The sequence below is a fragment of the Sphingomonas phyllosphaerae genome (assembly GCA_036946405.1).
Lineage (GTDB): Bacteria > Pseudomonadota > Alphaproteobacteria > Sphingomonadales > Sphingomonadaceae > Sphingomonas > Sphingomonas phyllosphaerae_D.
Genome location: JAQIJC010000001.1, coordinates 1,294,400 through 1,310,985 on the forward strand (window position 1 = coordinate 1,294,400; position 16,586 = coordinate 1,310,985).

Annotated in this window: 17 protein-coding genes and 1 tRNA gene; 6 read left to right on the top strand and 12 right to left on the bottom strand. The window is 67.0% G+C overall.

Translation table 11 applies throughout. The features are described 5' to 3' along the window. Positions 1-44: 44 nt before the first annotated feature. Positions 45-350, bottom strand: coding sequence for a winged helix-turn-helix transcriptional regulator (locus tag PGN12_06155; protein ID MEH3103472.1), 306 nt, complete (start codon positions 348-350; stop codon positions 45-47). 130 nt (positions 351-480) lie between these two features. Here PGN12_06155 and PGN12_06160 point away from each other — a divergent pair, with 130 nt between their 5' ends. Continuing rightward, the gene (locus PGN12_06160; GenBank protein MEH3103473.1) at positions 481-1,044 is read left to right on the top strand and encodes a carboxymuconolactone decarboxylase family protein; all 564 of its coding nucleotides are present in this window, start codon (positions 481-483) and stop codon (positions 1,042-1,044) included. 445 nt (positions 1,045-1,489) lie between these two features. Here PGN12_06160 and PGN12_06165 read toward each other — a convergent pair whose 3' ends face one another. Next, the gene (locus PGN12_06165; GenBank protein ID MEH3103474.1) at positions 1,490-2,281 is read right to left on the bottom strand and encodes a hypothetical protein; all 792 of its coding nucleotides are present in this window, start codon (positions 2,279-2,281) and stop codon (positions 1,490-1,492) included. 204 nt (positions 2,282-2,485) lie between these two features. Between PGN12_06165 and PGN12_06170 the strand changes: the two genes are divergently transcribed. From PGN12_06170 to PGN12_06180, 3 genes are all read left to right on the top strand, one after another. Further along, entirely contained in the window at positions 2,486-3,502 is a 1,017-nt protein-coding gene (locus tag PGN12_06170) for a S1/P1 nuclease (protein MEH3103475.1), read from the top strand. Continuing rightward, positions 3,499-4,152, top strand: coding sequence for a patatin-like phospholipase family protein (locus PGN12_06175; protein ID MEH3103476.1), 654 nt, complete (start codon positions 3,499-3,501; stop codon positions 4,150-4,152). Before PGN12_06170 ends, PGN12_06175 begins: the two co-directional genes overlap by 4 nt. 195 nt (positions 4,153-4,347) lie before the next feature. Continuing rightward, positions 4,348-5,105 (top strand): IS5 family transposase gene (locus PGN12_06180; GenBank protein MEH3103477.1). Its coding sequence is split into 2 segments (ribosomal slippage): positions 4,348-4,681 and positions 4,681-5,105, totalling 759 coding nucleotides; the frame shifts between segments, so codons are not numbered across the junction. Between the two features lie 45 nt (positions 5,106-5,150). On the opposite strand, the gene PGN12_06185 is transcribed toward PGN12_06180, so the two are convergent. The 8 genes from PGN12_06185 to PGN12_06220 form a co-directional block, all read right to left on the bottom strand. Beyond that, entirely contained in the window at positions 5,151-5,393 is a 243-nt protein-coding gene (locus PGN12_06185) for an SWIB/MDM2 domain-containing protein (GenBank protein ID MEH3103478.1), read from the bottom strand. A 362-nt stretch (positions 5,394-5,755) separates the two neighbouring features. After that, a tRNA-Phe gene (locus PGN12_06190) sits at positions 5,756-5,831 on the bottom strand. Between the two features lie 30 nt (positions 5,832-5,861). Continuing rightward, entirely contained in the window at positions 5,862-6,029 is a 168-nt protein-coding gene (gene yacG / locus PGN12_06195) for a DNA gyrase inhibitor YacG (GenBank protein ID MEH3103479.1), read from the bottom strand. 5 nt (positions 6,030-6,034) lie between these two features. Continuing rightward, positions 6,035-6,958 carry a ribonuclease gene (locus PGN12_06200; protein MEH3103480.1) on the bottom strand — a complete coding sequence of 308 codons (924 nt, stop codon included), beginning with the start codon at positions 6,956-6,958 and terminating at the stop codon, positions 6,035-6,037. Next, complete coding sequence (locus tag PGN12_06205) at positions 6,951-7,523, bottom strand: Maf family protein (protein ID MEH3103481.1); 573 nt, start codon at positions 7,521-7,523, stop codon at positions 6,951-6,953. The genes PGN12_06200 and PGN12_06205 overlap by 8 nt, the downstream gene beginning before the upstream one ends. Positions 7,524-7,557: 34 nt before the next feature. Next, positions 7,558-7,803: a translation initiation factor IF-1 gene (gene infA / locus PGN12_06210; GenBank protein MEH3103482.1), complete on the bottom strand. Its 246-nt coding sequence runs from the start codon at positions 7,801-7,803 to the stop codon at positions 7,558-7,560. Positions 7,804-7,969: 166 nt separating this feature from the next. After that, positions 7,970-8,362, bottom strand: a complete 393-nt coding sequence (locus PGN12_06215) for a response regulator (protein MEH3103483.1) — start codon at positions 8,360-8,362, stop codon at positions 7,970-7,972. Positions 8,363-8,375: 13 nt separating this feature from the next. After that, positions 8,376-9,383 carry an SDR family oxidoreductase gene (locus tag PGN12_06220; protein ID MEH3103484.1) on the bottom strand — a complete coding sequence of 336 codons (1,008 nt, stop codon included), beginning with the start codon at positions 9,381-9,383 and terminating at the stop codon, positions 8,376-8,378. Between the two features lie 170 nt (positions 9,384-9,553). Here PGN12_06220 and PGN12_06225 point away from each other — a divergent pair, with 170 nt between their 5' ends. Further along, entirely contained in the window at positions 9,554-11,431 is a 1,878-nt protein-coding gene (locus PGN12_06225) for a PDZ domain-containing protein (GenBank protein ID MEH3103485.1), read from the top strand. 100 nt (positions 11,432-11,531) lie between these two features. Then, positions 11,532-14,600, top strand: coding sequence for a PAS domain-containing protein (locus tag PGN12_06230; GenBank protein MEH3103486.1), 3,069 nt, complete (start codon positions 11,532-11,534; stop codon positions 14,598-14,600). 311 nt (positions 14,601-14,911) lie between these two features. On the opposite strand, the gene PGN12_06235 is transcribed toward PGN12_06230, so the two are convergent. Continuing rightward, positions 14,912-16,063, bottom strand: a complete 1,152-nt coding sequence (locus PGN12_06235; protein MEH3103487.1) for a saccharopine dehydrogenase NADP-binding domain-containing protein — start codon at positions 16,061-16,063, stop codon at positions 14,912-14,914. A 3-nt stretch (positions 16,064-16,066) separates the two neighbouring features. Further along, on the bottom strand, positions 16,067-16,381 hold the full coding sequence (locus PGN12_06240) for a hypothetical protein (protein ID MEH3103488.1): 315 nt from the start codon (positions 16,379-16,381) through the stop codon (positions 16,067-16,069). Positions 16,382-16,586: the final 205 nt, after the last annotated feature.

Here is a 16,586-nt window from a genome sequence, read left to right on the forward strand (position 1 = left end):
CGGTCTGAAGAGAGAATGGAGATGCCGTCTGGCAGCGGATTCGATCAAGATGGTCGGGCGATCAATGGCATGGCTGTCCCCCCGCCGCGCTCCGCCCAACGTTCCGCGAAGCCGTACAAGGGAAGGATCAGGCGAACGAATTCGGCACCCTCCGCGGTGAGGTAATACCCATGCCCCTTTTGCATCGCGACCAAACCCGCGTGGCGCAATTCGTGGAGACGGGCGTTGAGGCTGCTGGGTGGCGCGCAATCGCAGCGCTCGCGCAGAGCGCGCGCCGTTAGCGCGGTTTCCCGAAGCTCCCATAGAATTCGCAACGTCCACCGGCGGCCGACAAGATCGAGCAGAGCCATGATCGGCTTACCCGTTTGCGATCCGCGGACGCTGCGATCCGAGGCGGGCGATCTATCGGTTACCATATTGCCTTCCGCTACAAAAGATGTAGCAACGCTACGTTACATTTGGTGTAGCATGGAAGCGGCTGTGGCAACGATCGATCCTCTTGTTCCGCGCTACAGCGCGGAGGTGCAGCGTCGCTTCGATGCGGTGACGCCCCCTGGCGCAGAGCCCCTGTTGCTCTTCCGCGTGATGGCGAAAAGTGCGCGTGCATGGAGCAAGCTGGTAGGGGGCAGCTTGCTGGACCCCGGCCCGTTGACCTTGCGGCAGCGCGAGATCGTGATCGATCGTACCTGCGCGCTGATCGGATGCGAATATGAGTGGGGTGTTCATGTGGCGCTCTTCGCGGGGGCCGCGGGCCTGCAAAGCGCCGAGATCGCAGCGACCGTTTATGGCGAAGCAAGCGCCCCCTGCTGGACCCCCGCCGAAAGCCTTCTCGTCGCGGCGGCCGACGCGCTGGTCGCCAGAGGCAAGCTGAACGCACTCGAGGTCGCCGAGCTGAAGGTACATTTCAGCGAAGAACAGATCATCGAGATCATCCAGCTCTGTGGATACTATCGGACCATCGGCTATCTGGTGGGCACTTTCGACCTTCCGCTCGAAGAATTTGGTGCTCGTTTCGAGAAGAATTCGAAACCTTGCGGGGCGTGAGCATGGGGAGAGAAAAGGGGTGGCGGCGATGGAAGCGCTTTTCGGGGGTGGGCGGTAGCCACAGGACCTCGTCGTCGAGCGTTAGCGGTTCCTCTTTCCGGCCATCCACCACGTGAGCGCTCAGGTCGGGAGCGACGCGGTCCGCTCGTCTCTTCACGGACCCAGTCAAGCCTCTCGGTCATAGACCATTCCGTACCCAAGTTCGTACCGGGTTCGGGGGGTAAGCGACAGGTTTTGGGGCTGTTCGAAAAGCTTCCAACGCTAATCCCGCACCCTAACAAAGTGCTTCTCTCACGAGAGCAACACGCTCACGCACGTTGCGTCGTACACGCTAACAAAATCGATTTCGCAGCGAAGAAACGCTAACGAAGTTGTTGCCCTCGATTGCCAAAAAAAAGCCGACCAGCGATGGTCGGCCAAAGCAGTGTCCAAATCAGGAAAAACGCTAGTCCTGGTACCGGCTTCCCGTGAGGACGTAGCCTAGCAGGAAGCGGCCGTCGCACATCAAAAACGTAGGCGGCCGCCTTCGTGTGCAAGAACGTTGTCCGCGTTCGCCACGTCCCGCACCGCTCGACAGCAGTTTCCGCAGATCCTGCAGCCTGTCCTCGAAGACTGCCGCTCTGCGGCGGGCTAGGACATCGCGGTTCAGCCTGAACGTCTCGAAGGTTATCGCCGCTCGCGGGCTCAGCGAGACGAGGGTCCCGTCCAGCTTCGGCGTGAAGTGGCGATCGTATCCGGTCTCGCGGCTCGGGTCGATGAGCATATTGCGCTCGTTCGGCGGGTAGTTCGGCCACAGTCCCGAACCGCGTTCGACGTAGCTTCTTACCTGCTGTGGGCTCGGCAGGCTGCATCGCGAGCCTTCGACGGGAAAAAGCGGTTCGGCCGGTCTGCACTCGTCGCAGATGGGCAGGGGGTTCTGCCAGGCGTCCGCGAGCCAGACGTAGAACAGGTGCGCGTCCTTGCGGCTGGCGGCCGGCAGTGCGTTTCCGGCCGGTCTGAATCTATGCGCCGAGAGATCGACGACGCTCTCGCAGAAGGCGCAGCGGCCATTGGTGAACGCGGCCAGTGCCTGCACCAGCGCCGGCTCCGCGGCGTCGATGCCGAAGTGCGCCACGCTGGTCTGCGAACGCCGTCCCTTCTCGAGCGACATGAAGTCGAGCATCAGCTGACGGGATCGCTTCGCCTCCGCGGAGTTGAGGATTCCCGGCGCTTCCTTCGGCCGAGATACGTGCTGCATCGATCCCATCTCCCCCGTCCCCGGCCTAGTATGCATTGGCGTCGGGCAAGTGCAACGCCAGGGACAGCCGGCGTCATTCCGCCGACCCCCTCGTTGCAGCTTGAGCGCACCGAGCATTGCGGGAACGCGTACGAGATCTTCCGCATGACGAATTCTCTCAGCGCGAGAAATGGAGTATGCTCAGGCACTCCGGGGGGAAGATGCATGCGCCACAAGCTCGCGTTGTTCGCCGTCTCGCTAGCCATCACGTTGCTCGCGGGTGCCTCGCCAGCGAGAGCATGGGGTAAGTTCGGCCACCTCACCGTCTGCGAACTCGCCTATCGCAACTTCACTCCCACGACCCGGGCTGCCGTCAAGGACCTGCTCGCCACGGACCATGGCGGCATCAAGGTGAAGGGTCGCGGAAGGCTGCCGGATCGCTGGTACACCTCCTTCAACTTGGGTTGCCTGGAAGAGGACGAATTGCCGCGGCGCCATCGGGAGGACCACTTCATCAACGTCGCGCGAAGCGTGACCGCGATCGAGGACGGTTCCTGTCCCGAGGCCGGAGAATGCATCCTCGCCGGCATCGCTCGCGACCTGGCAATCCTCAGGGACACGTCGCGGCCGCGCGAGGAGCGCGTCTTCGCGCTCATGGCGCTGGGCCACTGGGTAGGCGACATCCATCAGCCGCTCCACATCTCCTTCGCCGACGACCGCGGAAGCAACGGGATCGAGGCGAAGCTCCAGGGGCGCTGCGGGACCGCGGCAGGCAAGCCGGACAATCTCCATGCCGTGTGGGACAACTGCCTACTGGAGGCGGGCCTATTCGAGCGCGTGCGGCAGCGTCAGGACTTCCGGCGGAGCTGGAGCCGGAATACGATCACATACCGCGCCGTCGACACGCTGCAGGCCAATACCGATCTGGCGACGGAGCAGGCGATCGTCGCCCAGGGGAAGCCTAGGGCGTGGGCGCAGGAGTCGTATGCCGTCACGCTCGAGCCTGGCGTCCTGTACTGCGTCCGGTCGGCTGGAGGCTGCGCCTATTCGGACAGCCAGCGCGAGCTGACCCGTTCCGCACCGCAGCGGCTGCAGCCGATCACGCAGCAGTATCTCATGCTCTACGCCCCCGTCGCTGAGGAAAGGATCAGGCGCGCAGGCTATCGTCTGGCCCACCTGGTCAACTCTGCACTCGATCCCGCGTACATGGGGCCGTCGCGCGACCGGAGCCAGCCCGAATGAGCGTCGAGAGCGAGGGATTTGGTGCAACGGGCGAAGGTCCTCAGGCGCTACCTGATTTCGAAGCCGCGCAGTTCGACCTCACCGATCCTCCCGAATGCGACATGGTCATGAAGGGCGGCGTCACCTCCGGGATCGTCTACCCCTACGCGATCCTCCAGATCGCCACCAAGTTCCGCTTGCGGTCCCTGGGCGGCACCTCGGCCGGCGCGATCGCTGCCGCTTTCGCGGCGGCCGCCGAATACGGCCGGCAGACGGGGAGGCCGGAGGCCTTTCTCGTCCTCAAGAACTATTGCGACGAGCTGCCCGAGCGGCTCCTCTCGCTGTTCCAGCCGACACCGGACCTCGAGCCTGCAGTCCAGAGCGTGAAGGCCGCGATGGCGAGCGGTGGCGTCGGGCCGCTGCTCCGACGCGGTCTGTCGAACGCGGCGCTTCCGGCGCTCGCCGGTGCGTCGGTGGCGGGAGGCACGGCGTGGCTCGCGCAGCCGAGCGTACTCGCCACCGGGCTGGCGGCGACGCTGGGCGCCGTGATTGCAGGAGGGTTCGTTCGCACCATAGGGCGTCCACTTGGTGGCGTCGCCGCCCAGCCCCTCGGCGTCGAGGATGCCCTGAACCTCGCCTTCAGTGCCTGCCGCAAGCAGTCGCATGAATAGTTCACGCTTCGACATCAGCTTCTCCCCCGATCCGCCGCATGCGCAGAGGCAAAAAGCCCTTGTCCATTGGTGCCGTGCGAACTCCCCGTGAGCATCATCATCACGCGAGACTTCTCACGATGCAAGTCGTGCCTAGGGTCAGGACCCATTGTTGTGAGCGTCGCGATCTGATTCAGGCTCCGCGAGGAGACCGGGATGAGCGACCTTTTTTGGCTGACGGACGAGCAGATCGAGCGGCTGCGGCCGTTCTTTCCCAAGAGCCACGGCAAGCCTCAGGTGGATGATCGGCGGGTGTTGAGCGGCATCGTGTTCGTCAACCGCAACGGGCCGCGCTGGCGAGATGCGCCCAGCGCCTACGGTCCTCACAAGACGCTGTACAACCGGTGGAAGCGCTGGGGCGATCGTGGCGTGTTCATGCGCATGATGGAGGGGCTGGCCGCGGGCGAAGCCGAGCCGAAGACCGTGATGATCGACGCGACGTACCTGAAGGCGCACCGCACGGCATCAAGCCTGCGGGTTGAAAAGGGGATCTCGGCCGCCTGATCGGCCGCACCAAAGGCGGCATGAACACCAAGCTCCATGCCGTTGCCGATGCGAACGGCCGACCGTTGAGCTTCTTCCTGACCGCCGGCCAGGTCAGCGACTATATCGGCGCGGCAGCCCTGCTGGACGACCTGCCAAACGCACAATGGCTGCTCGGCGACCGCGGCTATGATGCTGATTGGTTCCGCGACGCTCTTCAGGCCAAGGGCATCCAGCCCTGCATCCCGGGCCGGCGATCACGCAACGAGCCGGTCAGGTACTACAAGCGCCGCTACCGGCGCCGCAGCAGTATCGAGATCATGTTCGGCCGTCTCAAAGACTGGGGACGCGTCGCCACCCGTTACGATCGCTGCCCCACGGCCTTCTTTTCCGCCGTCGCTCTCGCTGCCACTGTTATCTTCTGGCTGTGATCAACGAGTCCTGACCCTAGCGATGCCCGCCGCGCCCGGCGACTTTCAAGCCTTCTTGGCAGTCAGGTGCTCGCTGAGGAACTTGTTCATCTCGAACATGCTTGCGGATCTTTTGCCGAAGATCTTCTCCAGCTTGTCGTCGGCGTTGATCTGCCGGCGGTCCTTGGCGTCCTGCAGGTCGTGCTTCTTGATGTAGTCCCAGACCTTACTGACGACCTCGCTACGAGGAAGGTCCTTGTCGCCGACGATCTCGGCGAGGTCAGGCGATGGCGTCACTGGAGCGGTAATGCCGCCCCGAGCCCCACCGGCAGGCTTGCCGGTCTTCTCGACCTTCTTCTCAGCGGCCTTGGTTTCTGCCTTGCCTCTTGCCTGGGCTGTCCGTGCCATATCTGTCTCCCTGTCTGAGCGCTTCATTGGCGTCGGAAAGCAGACGGACAAACTAAGACCTGGTTCCCGCTAGCCTGCATCGAGGCGGACAGCGCGTCGAATCACACCTTGCTTTTCCGAAACGTCAGGACCGACGCAGGTGCGCAACGATGCTGCCAAACGACCCTTTTCGACGCTTTGGTAGCGGCTAAGCGTGTGAGGCAACCGCGTGAGCGTGCACATCACGTCTGTTAGCCTGCAGGATTAAACGCTTAGCTGGGAAATGGTGCCCAAGGGCGGATTCGAACCACCGACACTGCGATTTTCAGTCGCATGCTCTACCAACTGAGCTACTTGGGCGCACCGCTTTTCAGCGGCGAGGCGCGTCCCCTAGTCGGTGTGGGGGTGGGTGTCCAGCGATTCCGTGTCGATTCTTTCACCTGGCAGGCGATAGCCCTCGCCAAGCCATTGCAACAGGTCGCGATCCTTGCAGCCGCGGCTGCAGAAGGGCGCGTGGTCGGGCATCGTCGGGGCGGTGCAGATCGGGCAGCGGGACATGTTCATCAATCGAAATAGGGGGTGCGACCGGTGCGGCGTACCAGTGTTTCGATCCATTCGGGACGGGATTCGAGCCGCTCGCGCACCGCGGGACGCAAACGGATCGCGTTCGGCGCGTCGAGCGGAATCCGTTCGAGCTGGCGAAGCGCGGCGCGGGCGGCGGCACCGACCGGATCGTCGCGGACCCGCTCAGGCAGCGAGGCGCGCGGGCGCGGGCGGACGATCTGGAGGAAGCCGAAACCATTGACCGCGGTACGCTCGAACGGCGGCGGCAGCGCGGCGTCGAGCGCCGCGGCGACCTGCTGGCGGAGCGCCTTGCCGGCGATGCTCGGGAAGTCGATGCCGATCGATCCGCCGATCGCGTGGCGGCGGATCGCCAGCGCGACGGCGGTGGCGGCGCGCACCGCGAGCTGGTCGAGCGGGCCATCGCCGTCGACGTCGAACAGCGTCATCGCCGGGGTCGGGGTCATGCGCAGCGCGCCGCCCGCGAAGGCGATCTCGCCGCTCTGCGCTTCCTCGATCACCTCCGACCAGCCCGCCGCCTCGAGTGCGTCGGGTTGGTGCGCGCGGAGCGTGCGGACCGGGTGCGGCGAGGCGGTGAGGCGCGCGAACAGGTCGGGGCCGGGCGCGGGGGCGGCGTCGGTGACGCGCGCGCGCGGGCGCTTGGCGCGGCCGGGCTCGGGGATTGCCTCGCGGGTCACCTCGATCGTGGTCGTGGCGCCGAGCGTCACGCGGGGCGGGGCGCGGTCGAGCAGCACCTCCTGCCCGTCGTCGAGCGTGGCGACCAGCTTCTCGGTCAGGCGTGCGCGCGCGACGGTGCCGACGCGCAAGGTGTCGGGAAGTTCGATGCGCGCGGCAAGGATGCGGTCACCGGCGACCAGCGCGGCGCGCGCCTCGCCGATCCCGTCCTCATAGAGCCATTCAGCCAAGAGCGACGCCGCTCGCCGCGAGCAGGGCGCGGGTTTCGAAGAGCGGTAGTCCGATCACGCCGGAGTGGCTGCCGTGAAGGAAGCGCACGAACGCCTCGGCGCGGCCCTGGATCGCATAGCCGCCGGCCTTGCCGAGCCCCTCACCGCACGCGACATAAGCATGGATCTCGGCAGGGGAGAGCGGCTTGAAGGCGACGATCGTGTCGGCGAGCCGGACGCGCTCGGTGCCGTCGGGCGCGATCGCGCAGACCGCCGACAGCGCGTGATGGCGCCGTCCGGAGAGCAGCCCGAGCAACTCGCGCTGGATCGCCTCGTCGGTGGCGGGGGGAAGGATGCGGCGGCCGAGCGCGATCGTCGTGTCGCCGGCCAGCACCGCCTCATCCGGCGCGCGCACGACCGCGCGCGCCTTTTCGACCGCGAGCCGCAGCGCATAGGCGCGCGGCAGTTCGCGCGGCTGCGGCGTCTCGTCGATGTCGGGCGCGACGATCCGGTCGGGCACGACCCCGATCCGCGCGAGCAGGTCGCGACGGCGCGGCGAGGAGGAGGCGAGGACGAGGCGGGTCATGGTCGCACGCCCGGTCGCGGGCGCGAGTGGGGACTTAGGACGGGCCGGGCCCACCGCGACCCGGCATGAAGCGGTAAGTGATCCGCCCCTTGGTCAGATCATAGGGGGTCAGTTCCACCAGAACTTCGTCGCCGACCAGCACGCGAATGCGGTTCTTGCGCATCTTGCCGGCGGTATGGCCGAGGATTTCGTGATCGTTCTCGAGCCGGACGCGGAACATCGCATTGGGGAGCAGCTCCACCACCTGCCCGCGCATCTCGAGGAGTTCTTCTTTCGCCAAACGGGGTCTCTTTCGCGTTGAGTGCGCGCGGCCTTAGCCGAGAAGACGAAAAAAGGAAAGGCGCGCGAAGGAGGGCGCCGCAAAGGCGCCCGCGTTGCCGGAGACATAGGTGTCCGGCTGCGAAGGCGCAAGGTACGCCGGCGACCGGGGCGGCACGCGACGGTGGTCAATGATGTTCGAGCAGCGTCGTCAGTTCGCGTGACAGGCTTTCGAACCGATACGGCTTGGCGAGGAAGCGCCCTTCGTCCGGGATGTCGGCACCCGTGGGGCGCATATCGCCCGAGGTGAGCAGGATGCGGATCGCCGGCCAGCGCTTGTGGACGACCTCCGCCAGCTTCAGACCGTCCATCGAGCCCGGCATCCGGATGTCGGTGAACAATACCTCGACATCGTCCGCACCCTCGAGCACCGCGAGCGCTTCGTCGGCACATGCTGCCTCGATGACCGAATAGCCGGCCTCTTCCAGCGCGTCGGCACCGATCATGCGGACGAACACTTCGTCCTCGACGATCAACACCGTGGCGGAGCGGGTTCTTTCCCGCGCGATCGATCCGGACATGGCGTCGCTCCGCCTAGCGGTCGCTGTGTCGTGCGCGCAGCAGCGCCAGCGCGGCAAGGCCCATCGCCGCCCCGGCGGCAGTGGCGGTGGCGAGGGGATGGCGGCCGGCGGTTTCATAGGCGCTGAGCCGGCGGCCGTGTTGATCGTGCGAGCGCTCCACGCCGTTGGCGACGGGGGCGGCAAGATTTTCGTGGCGGCTCGGCGTACGCTTCGGATCGCGCAGCCACGGTAGCAGCGCGCCGCCGAAGCGATCGAGCAGCCCGGGGAAATGCTGCGCGGTCAGCACCTGCAACCGCCCGGTGCCGCCCACCGTCACGTCGCGGCGGCGATGCTGGGCGGCGTCGAGGATCGCCTCCGCCACCAGCGCCGGATCATAGACCGGTGGCGGGAGCAGCGCCGCGCCATCCAGATGATTGGCGGCATGATCGGCGATTGGCGTGTCGATCCCGGCCGGCTTGATGAGCGTCACCGAGATCGGCAGACGGTCGGCGTTGATCTCGATCCGCAGCGAGTCGACATAGCCTTTCACGGCATGTTTGCTCGCGGCATACGCCCCCATGCCGGGGCTGGGAATGTCGGAGACGATCGACCCGACCGTAATCAGCGCACCGCCCGCGCGTTGCAGATGCTCGACCGCGGTGAGGCAGCCGTGGACCGCACCGAAATAATTGGTGCGCAGCAAGCGTTCATGCTCGTCCATCGGCGTATCGACCAGCTTGCCGTAGATGGCGACGCCGGCGTCGTTGACCCAGGTGTCGATACGGCCGAACCGCTCGACCGCCTTCGCCGCCGCGCGTTGCACGTCGCGCAGGTCGCCGACATCGGCGATCGCGAAGTCGGCCTGTCCGCCCGCATCGGCAATCTCCCGGACGATCCGCACCAGCGCGTCGCCATCGCGCGACACCAGCACGACGCGTGCGCCGCGCGCGGCGGCGAGGCGCGCGGTGACCAGCCCGATACCGGAGCTGGCACCGGTGATGAGCATGACCTGATCGGCGAGCGGCTTGAGCGTCGGGGTCATCGACCGTTCCCCGTCATGGACGTAGGACGCGGCGGCGCAAGGCGCGGATCGGGCATCGGAAGTCGTTCCATTGTAGTGCGAACCTTGCCTTTGTAACCCGCCGTGTCGCCATCGGTTCATCTTCGCGGAAGATTCGCGCGCGCCAGGACGATTGCCGACCTGCGCCGTGCGTGCTCAAGGAACGGCAGGCGGCGAAGGAGACGGGCGTGCGGACGGCGGGGATGATGATGGCCGGGATGGTGATGGTGGGGGCGCTGGTATCGGCGACCGCGGTGCAGGCGCAATCGGCGCGCGAGGTCCACTACGATCTGTCGTTCCCCGACGCGGCGCATCATCGCGCGCAGATCGTCGCGACATGGCGCGGCGTGCCCGCCGGGCCGCTGCGCGTGCAGATGGCGCGTTCCTCGCCGGGGCGCTACGCGCTCCACGAATTCGCCAAGAACGTCTTCGCGGTGACCGCGCAGGATGGCGCGGGGCGGCCGTTGCCGCTGACGCGCACCGACCCTTACGGCTGGAGCGTCGCCGGGCACGACGGCACCGTGGTGATCCGCTACACCTTGTTCGGCAATCGCGGTGACGGCACCTACGTGCAGGTCGATACGCGCCACGCGCACCTCAACCCTCCCGCGGCGTTGATGTGGGCAAGCGGCTTCGATGCCGCGCCGGTGCGGGTCAGGATCACGTCCCCCGATCCGGGCTGGACGATCGCGACGCAATTGCCGGCGGTGGCGGGGCAGCCGAACACCTTTGCCGCGCCGGACCTGCAATATCTGATGGACAGCCCGATCGAGGTCGCGCGGCAGGAGATCCGCGCGTGGCCGGTCGGCGAGGGCAGGCAACGCTATACGATCCGGCTGGCGGTGCATCATGACGGAACCGCCGCCGAGGTCGACCGGCTTGCGGCACAGGTGCAGCAGTTGATCCCGCAGCATCGCAAGCTGTTCGGCGAATGGCCGCATTTCGATTACGGCAGCTACACGTTCCTCGCCGACTACACGCCGCAGATTTCCGGCGACGGCATGGAGCATCGCAATTCGACGGTCGTGACGACACCGACCGCGCTCGACGGCACCAATGCCGTGCAGCTCTCGACGATCTCGCACGAATTCTTCCATGCGTGGAACGTCGAGCGATTGCGCCCGCGTGCGCTGGAGCCGTTCGACTTCACGCGGGCCAATCCGACTCCGTCATTGTGGTTCGCGGAGGGGTTCACGAACTATTACGGACCGTTGATGCTGCGTCGCGCCGGGTTGACCGATGTCGACGGCTGGGCACGGGCCACCGCGGCGACGCTCAACACCGTGTTGTTTTCCCCGGCCCGCCGCAACGGCGGCCCGCAGGAAATGAGCCTGCGCGCGCCGTTCGCCGATGCCGCGACCTCGATCGATCCGGTCGCACCCGACGTCTATCTGTCCTATTATCCTTATGGACAGATCGTCGCGCTGGCGCTGGATCTGTCGATCCGGCAGCGATTTCCGAAGCGGACGCTGGACGATGTCATGCGCTACCTGTGGCAGACCTACGGCAAGCCCGAGCGGCCCTATTCGCCCGACGACCTTCGGCGCGGACTTGCAACGGTGACCGGCGATGCCGCGTTCGCCGACGCTTTCTTCTCCGCCTCGGTGAACGGAAGCGCGTTGCCCGACTTCGTTCCGCTGCTCGCACAGGCCGGACTGGTGTTGCGTCCGGCCGCGCCGCGACATGGCTATATCGGTGCCGGTGCCGTCACGGAGACTCCCGCCGGCGTAGCGTTGCTGGCGGCGCCCGTGGCGGGCTCGCCGCTGGACGGTGCCGGGCTGGATGCCGGCGACCGGATCGTCGCGATCGATGGTGCGCCGATCGTCGATGCGGCCGGATGGAACGCCGCGCTGGAGCGGATGACGCCCGGCGCGACGGTGACGGTCCGCTTCGCACGGACGGGTGTCGAGCAACAACGCAGCCTGCGCGCGCTGGCCGATCCCCGGCTGGAGATCGTGCGGGTCGAGACCATCGGCGGCAAGCTGAGCGCCAGACAGCGCGCGTTCCGCGCCCAATGGATCAACGGATAATTAACCTTCTCAATCTAGGTCATAACCGCCTGTGTCACTGATTGACACAGGCGGTGGCGAGGCGGACAGTCGCATGATGGCCCAACGTCTAGCGCGTAACGTGTCGCTCACGCCAGAGCTGGAAACCTTCGTCACCGACAGTCTGGCGACCGGCGACTATGGCAACGCCAGCGAGGTGGTGCGAACCGCCCTGAAGCTGCTGCGCGATGGCCCGTCGCCGCGGGAGACGCCGGGTATCTGGCCGGTCGGCGGCGGCGAATGCGGGGCGTTGATCCGCAGCGCCGACTGGACGCGCCACGCTTTGGGGCCGGTCGAGCGCTGGTCGCCCGCCTTGCGCGTGACGGTGGCAAACGTCGTCAACTCGCCGGTGCCCAAGGTGCTGATGTGGGGGGGCGACGGCGTGCTGCTCTACAATGACGCCTATCGCGAGATCCTCGGCGCGCGCCACCCCGGCGGTATGGGCGAGACCGCCGCGGCAGTGTTCCCCGAGATCGCCGACTGGAACCGGGCGATCATCGATCGCGGCCTTGCCGGCGAGGTCGTCAGCTATCGCGATCAGCCGCTGACGCTGATTCGCGAGTCCGGGCCGACCGAGTTGTTCTTCGACCTGTTCTACACGCCGGTGATCGAAAGCGACGGCAAGCCCGGCGGGGTGCTGTGCACCGTGATCGACAATACCGCCCGGCTGCTGCTGGAGCGGCGACTGGCCGCCAGCGAAGGCGAGCTGCGGATGGTCACCGACGCGCTGCCGTTGCTGGTCTCGTTCATCGACCGCGATCTGGTGTATCGCTACGCCAACCAGCATTATTACGAATGGTTCGGGATCGGTCCCGACGACGTCATCGGGCGCCACACCCGCGACGTGATCGGCGCGGAGAATTTCGAGCGCCGCCGCCCGTTCATGGAGCGCGCGCTGGCCGGCGAAACGATTGTCGAGGATTCGCTGATCCAGCATGGCGACGGATCGTGGCGGCGTGCCGACATCCGCTACCTGCCGCGGATCGACGAGCGGGGCGAAGTGCTCGGCTTTCAGGTGATCGTGCTCGACGTCGAGGAGCGGGTGCGGCGCGAGGAAGCACTCAACGCCAGCAACGCGCGCTTCCGCGCCGCGATGGAGGCGATGCACGGCGTGCTGTGGACCAACGACGCCGAGGGGCGGATGGTCGGCGAGCAGATCGGCTGGGCGATGCTGACCGGGCAGACGCCCGAGCAATATCAGGGCTATGGCTGGGCCGATGCGGTGCATCCCGACGATGCGCAGGCATCGGTGACGGCGTGGCGCAAGGCGGTCGAATCGAAATCGACCTTCGTGTTCGAGCATCGCGTTCGCCGTCATTGCGGGACGTGGCGGACCTTCGCGGTGCGCGCCGTGCCGCGGATCGACGCGCGGGGCGAGGTGGCGGAGTGGGTCGGGGTCCACACCGATATCACGCACCAGCGCGCCGCCGAGGCCGCGCTGCGCGACCATGCCGAACAGCTCGAGCGGCAGGTGCGCCACCGCGAACGCGCCGAGGAGCAGCTCCGCCAGCTCAACGAGACGCTGGAGACGCGCGTGATCGAGGAGATCGCGTCGCGCCACGCCGCCGAGCGCAAGCTGGCGCAGGCGCAGAAGATGGAGACGGTCGGCAAGCTGACCGGGGGCGTCGCACACGACTTCAACAATCTGCTGCAGGTCGTCTCGGGCAATCTCCAGCTCTTGCAAAAGGACATCGCGGGCAATGACCGCGCCGAGACGCGCGTCGCCAACGCGCTGGCGGGGGTATCGCGCGGGTCGCGGCTGGCGGCGCAATTGCTGGCGTTCGGGCGGCGGCAGGCGCTGGAGCCGAAGGTCGTCAACGTCACGCGCTTCGTGCGCGGGATGGACGACATGCTGCGCCGCGCGATCGGCGAGGGGATCGAGGTCGAGACGATCTTCGGCGGCGGGCTGTGGAACACCTTCATCGATCCGGGCCAGATCGAGAATGCGCTGCTGAACCTCGCGATCAACGCGCGCGATGCGATGGACGGGCAGGGCAAGCTGACGATCGAACTCGCCAACGCACACCTCGACGACGATTATGCGCGCCGCCACGACGAGGTCGAGCCGGGGCAATATGTGATGCTGGCGGTGACCGACACCGGTTGCGGCATGTCCGACGAGGTCGTCGCGAAGGTGTTCGAGCCGTTCTTCTCCACCAAGGCGGAGGGCAAGGGCTCGGGGCTGGGGCTGTCGATGGTCTACGGCTTCGTCAAACAGTCCGGCGGGCATGTGAACATCTATTCCGAGCCGGGGCACGGCTCGACGATCCGCCTGTACCTGCCGCGCGCGATGGAGCGTGAGGACGTCGAGGTGGTGCTCGACTCCGGGCCGATCGCGGGCGGAACCGAGACGGTGCTGGTGGTCGAGGACGATGACGAGGTCCGCGCCACCGTGGTCGAGATGCTGGGCGACCTCGGCTATCGCGTGCTCAAGGCGGTCGATGCACAGAGCGCGCTGAGCGTCGTCGAGAGCGGGATCCCGATCGACCTGCTATTCACCGACGTGGTGATGCCGGGGACGCTCAAGAGCCCGGAGATGGCACGCAAGGCGCGCGAGCGGCTGCCCGATCTCGCGGTGCTGTTCACCAGCGGCTATACCGAGAATTCGATCGTCCACGGCGGGCGGCTGGATGCGGGCGTCGAGCTGCTGTCGAAGCCGTATACGCGCGAGGCGCTGGCGCGGAAGATCCGGCACGTCCTCGCGCAACAGGCGCAGCGCCGCGAGAGCGTCGCGCCGCGGCCGCCCGTGACGCCGCCGCTCGCCGAGACGATGGCGGCGCGGCGGACGATCCTGCTGGTCGAGGACGATATGCTGATCCGCAGCGCGACCGCCGAGGTGTTGCAGGAGGCGGGGCATGTGGTGGTCGATGCGGCCAGCGCGGAGGAAGCGATGGCGGCGTTGCAGACCGCGCCGATCGACGCATTGGTGACCGATGTGCATCTTCCGGGAACGTCGGGTCTGGAGCTGGCCGGTCGCGCCGCAGAATTGCACCCGGGCATCCGCATCGTGGTGGCGAGCGGCGATATCGGCGCGGTGACGGCGGAGGAGCCGAACATGCACCTGCTCGCCAAGCCGTATAGCGCGCGCGAGTTGCTGGCGTTGCTGGGGGAGCAAGTGGCGCGCGAGCGGGCGCGCGAGGGGGAGGGGTAAGCTCTGCTTCTTCACCCCTCCCCTTCGGGGGAGGGGCCGGGGGTGGGGCATGTCCTCGACCCTAGAGCGTTACCGGACCAAGTTGAACCACCGTCATCGCCCTGCGGGCGACCGCTGCGCGGCGGGGCGCTTTCGGTGTGATGCCGCGTTGCTCGTCGGTCACGATGCTTTTGCATCGCTCCCTCCTCACGCCTCGCACCACACCAAAATCTCCTCCGTGCCGATGATCCAACTTGGTCCGGTAACGCTCTAAGATTCGCGGAACTTCCCCACCCCAACCCCTCCCCTGAAGGGGAGAGGCTTTCTGATCGTCAACCCGCCGTGAACGTCATCCCAGCGCGGGCGATGAGGCGGTCGCGGAGCGGTGCGCCCATGATCGCGCCGGGGGTCCAGATGCCGCCCGGGGCCTCGACGTCGCGGAGCAGGCACAACGCGCTTTCGGCGAGCATCTTCGACGTGCAGCCATAGCCGGGGTCGCTGTCACCGGTCACGACCGCGTCGATGCGGGTGCCATCAGGCATCAGACCGGCAAAGAGGATGTCGAAATGGCCGGCGTCGCGCTCGGCCTTCGACGGACCTTCGCCCGACTTGGGCGCCTTGTCGCCGGCGAATGGATTGAGCTTGGCCAGCGCCTCGGCCGCGGCCTTGCCGAGATCGCCGAGCCCGGTGACCACCATCTCGTCATAGACCAGATCGCCCCAGCGCTGTCCGAGCAGGAAGTTGGTGCGGTGAACGTTCTTGGTGTTGATCGGCGCCATGATGAACGGCGCGACCCACGACTGGAGCGTCGCGTCATACTCGGGGAGCAGCCCGCTCGGCTGGTGGGGGCCGGCATGGCCGGGGGTGAGCGCGAACGGATCGCTGAGCAGGCCGAACAACGACGGTTGGCGCGCGGCGGCGGCGAGCGTGGCCTTGAGGCTGGCGGCGGTGCCGCCGGAGAAGCCGCCCTTCATGCGCCGGACGCGCGCCTTGATACGCGGCACCGGCGTGCCGAACCGCGCGAGCGTCGCTTCCTGCAACGTCATCACGCCAAGATCGAACGGGATCGAGTCGAACCCGCGCGAGAAGACGATCCGCGCGCCGCTGCGCTGCGCCTCGTCGTGATGCGCATCGATCATCTGGCGCATCCATGCCGGCTCGCCGCACAGGTCGACATAAGCGGTGCCGGTGGCGGCGCAGGCGGCGATCAACGTGCTGCCGTGGAGTTGATACGGGCCGACGGTGCTGATGACGACCGTGGCGCGGCGGCACATCGCCTCCAGCGTGGCGGCATCGTCGCTGTCGGCGATGATTGTCGCGACGTCGGTCGCCAGATCGTCGCGCACCACGGCCAGCTTGTCGGCGGAACGACCGGCGATCGCCCAGCGCAGCCCGTCGGGCTCTCGTTGAGCAAGATATTCGGCGACGAGCTTGCCGGTGAAGCCGGTCGCGCCGAACAGGACGATATCGAATTCGGCAGCCATGTTTCAGTCGGTGCCGACACCGGTCAGCGGGGTTCCGGAGCCACCAGCGCGATCGTCGCCGGGATCCTCGCCGTCATGGCCGCCACCAGCGCCGGCGCCGCTGCCCCGTACCGCGCCGGTCGCGGGGTCGAACGACGCACGGCGGCCGGCGTCGCCCGCCGACGGGCCGAGCACCGAGCGTTTCGGCGCGACGGAGCCGGCCGGCATGTCCTCGGCAAGCTTGCGCTCCTCGTCGAGCGTATAGCCCTGGCCGAATTTGCCGGTGTCCTTGTCGAAGGCGGTCCGGCGGCGATGCTGCGGGTCGACGGGGTCGGTCATGGTGCGGCAACGCGCGGCGCGGGGTGATGATCCGTGCGGATAAGCGCGTGGTTGGAGGCTCTGCTTCTCCCGTCCACCACTTCCGTCACCCCGGACGTGTTCCGGGGTCCACCGTTCCGATAAACAAACGACTGATAGGTCCGCGGAACGGTGGATGCCGGAACACGTCCGGCATGACCGGCGCGTTTCGCGAAGGTTTCGATCA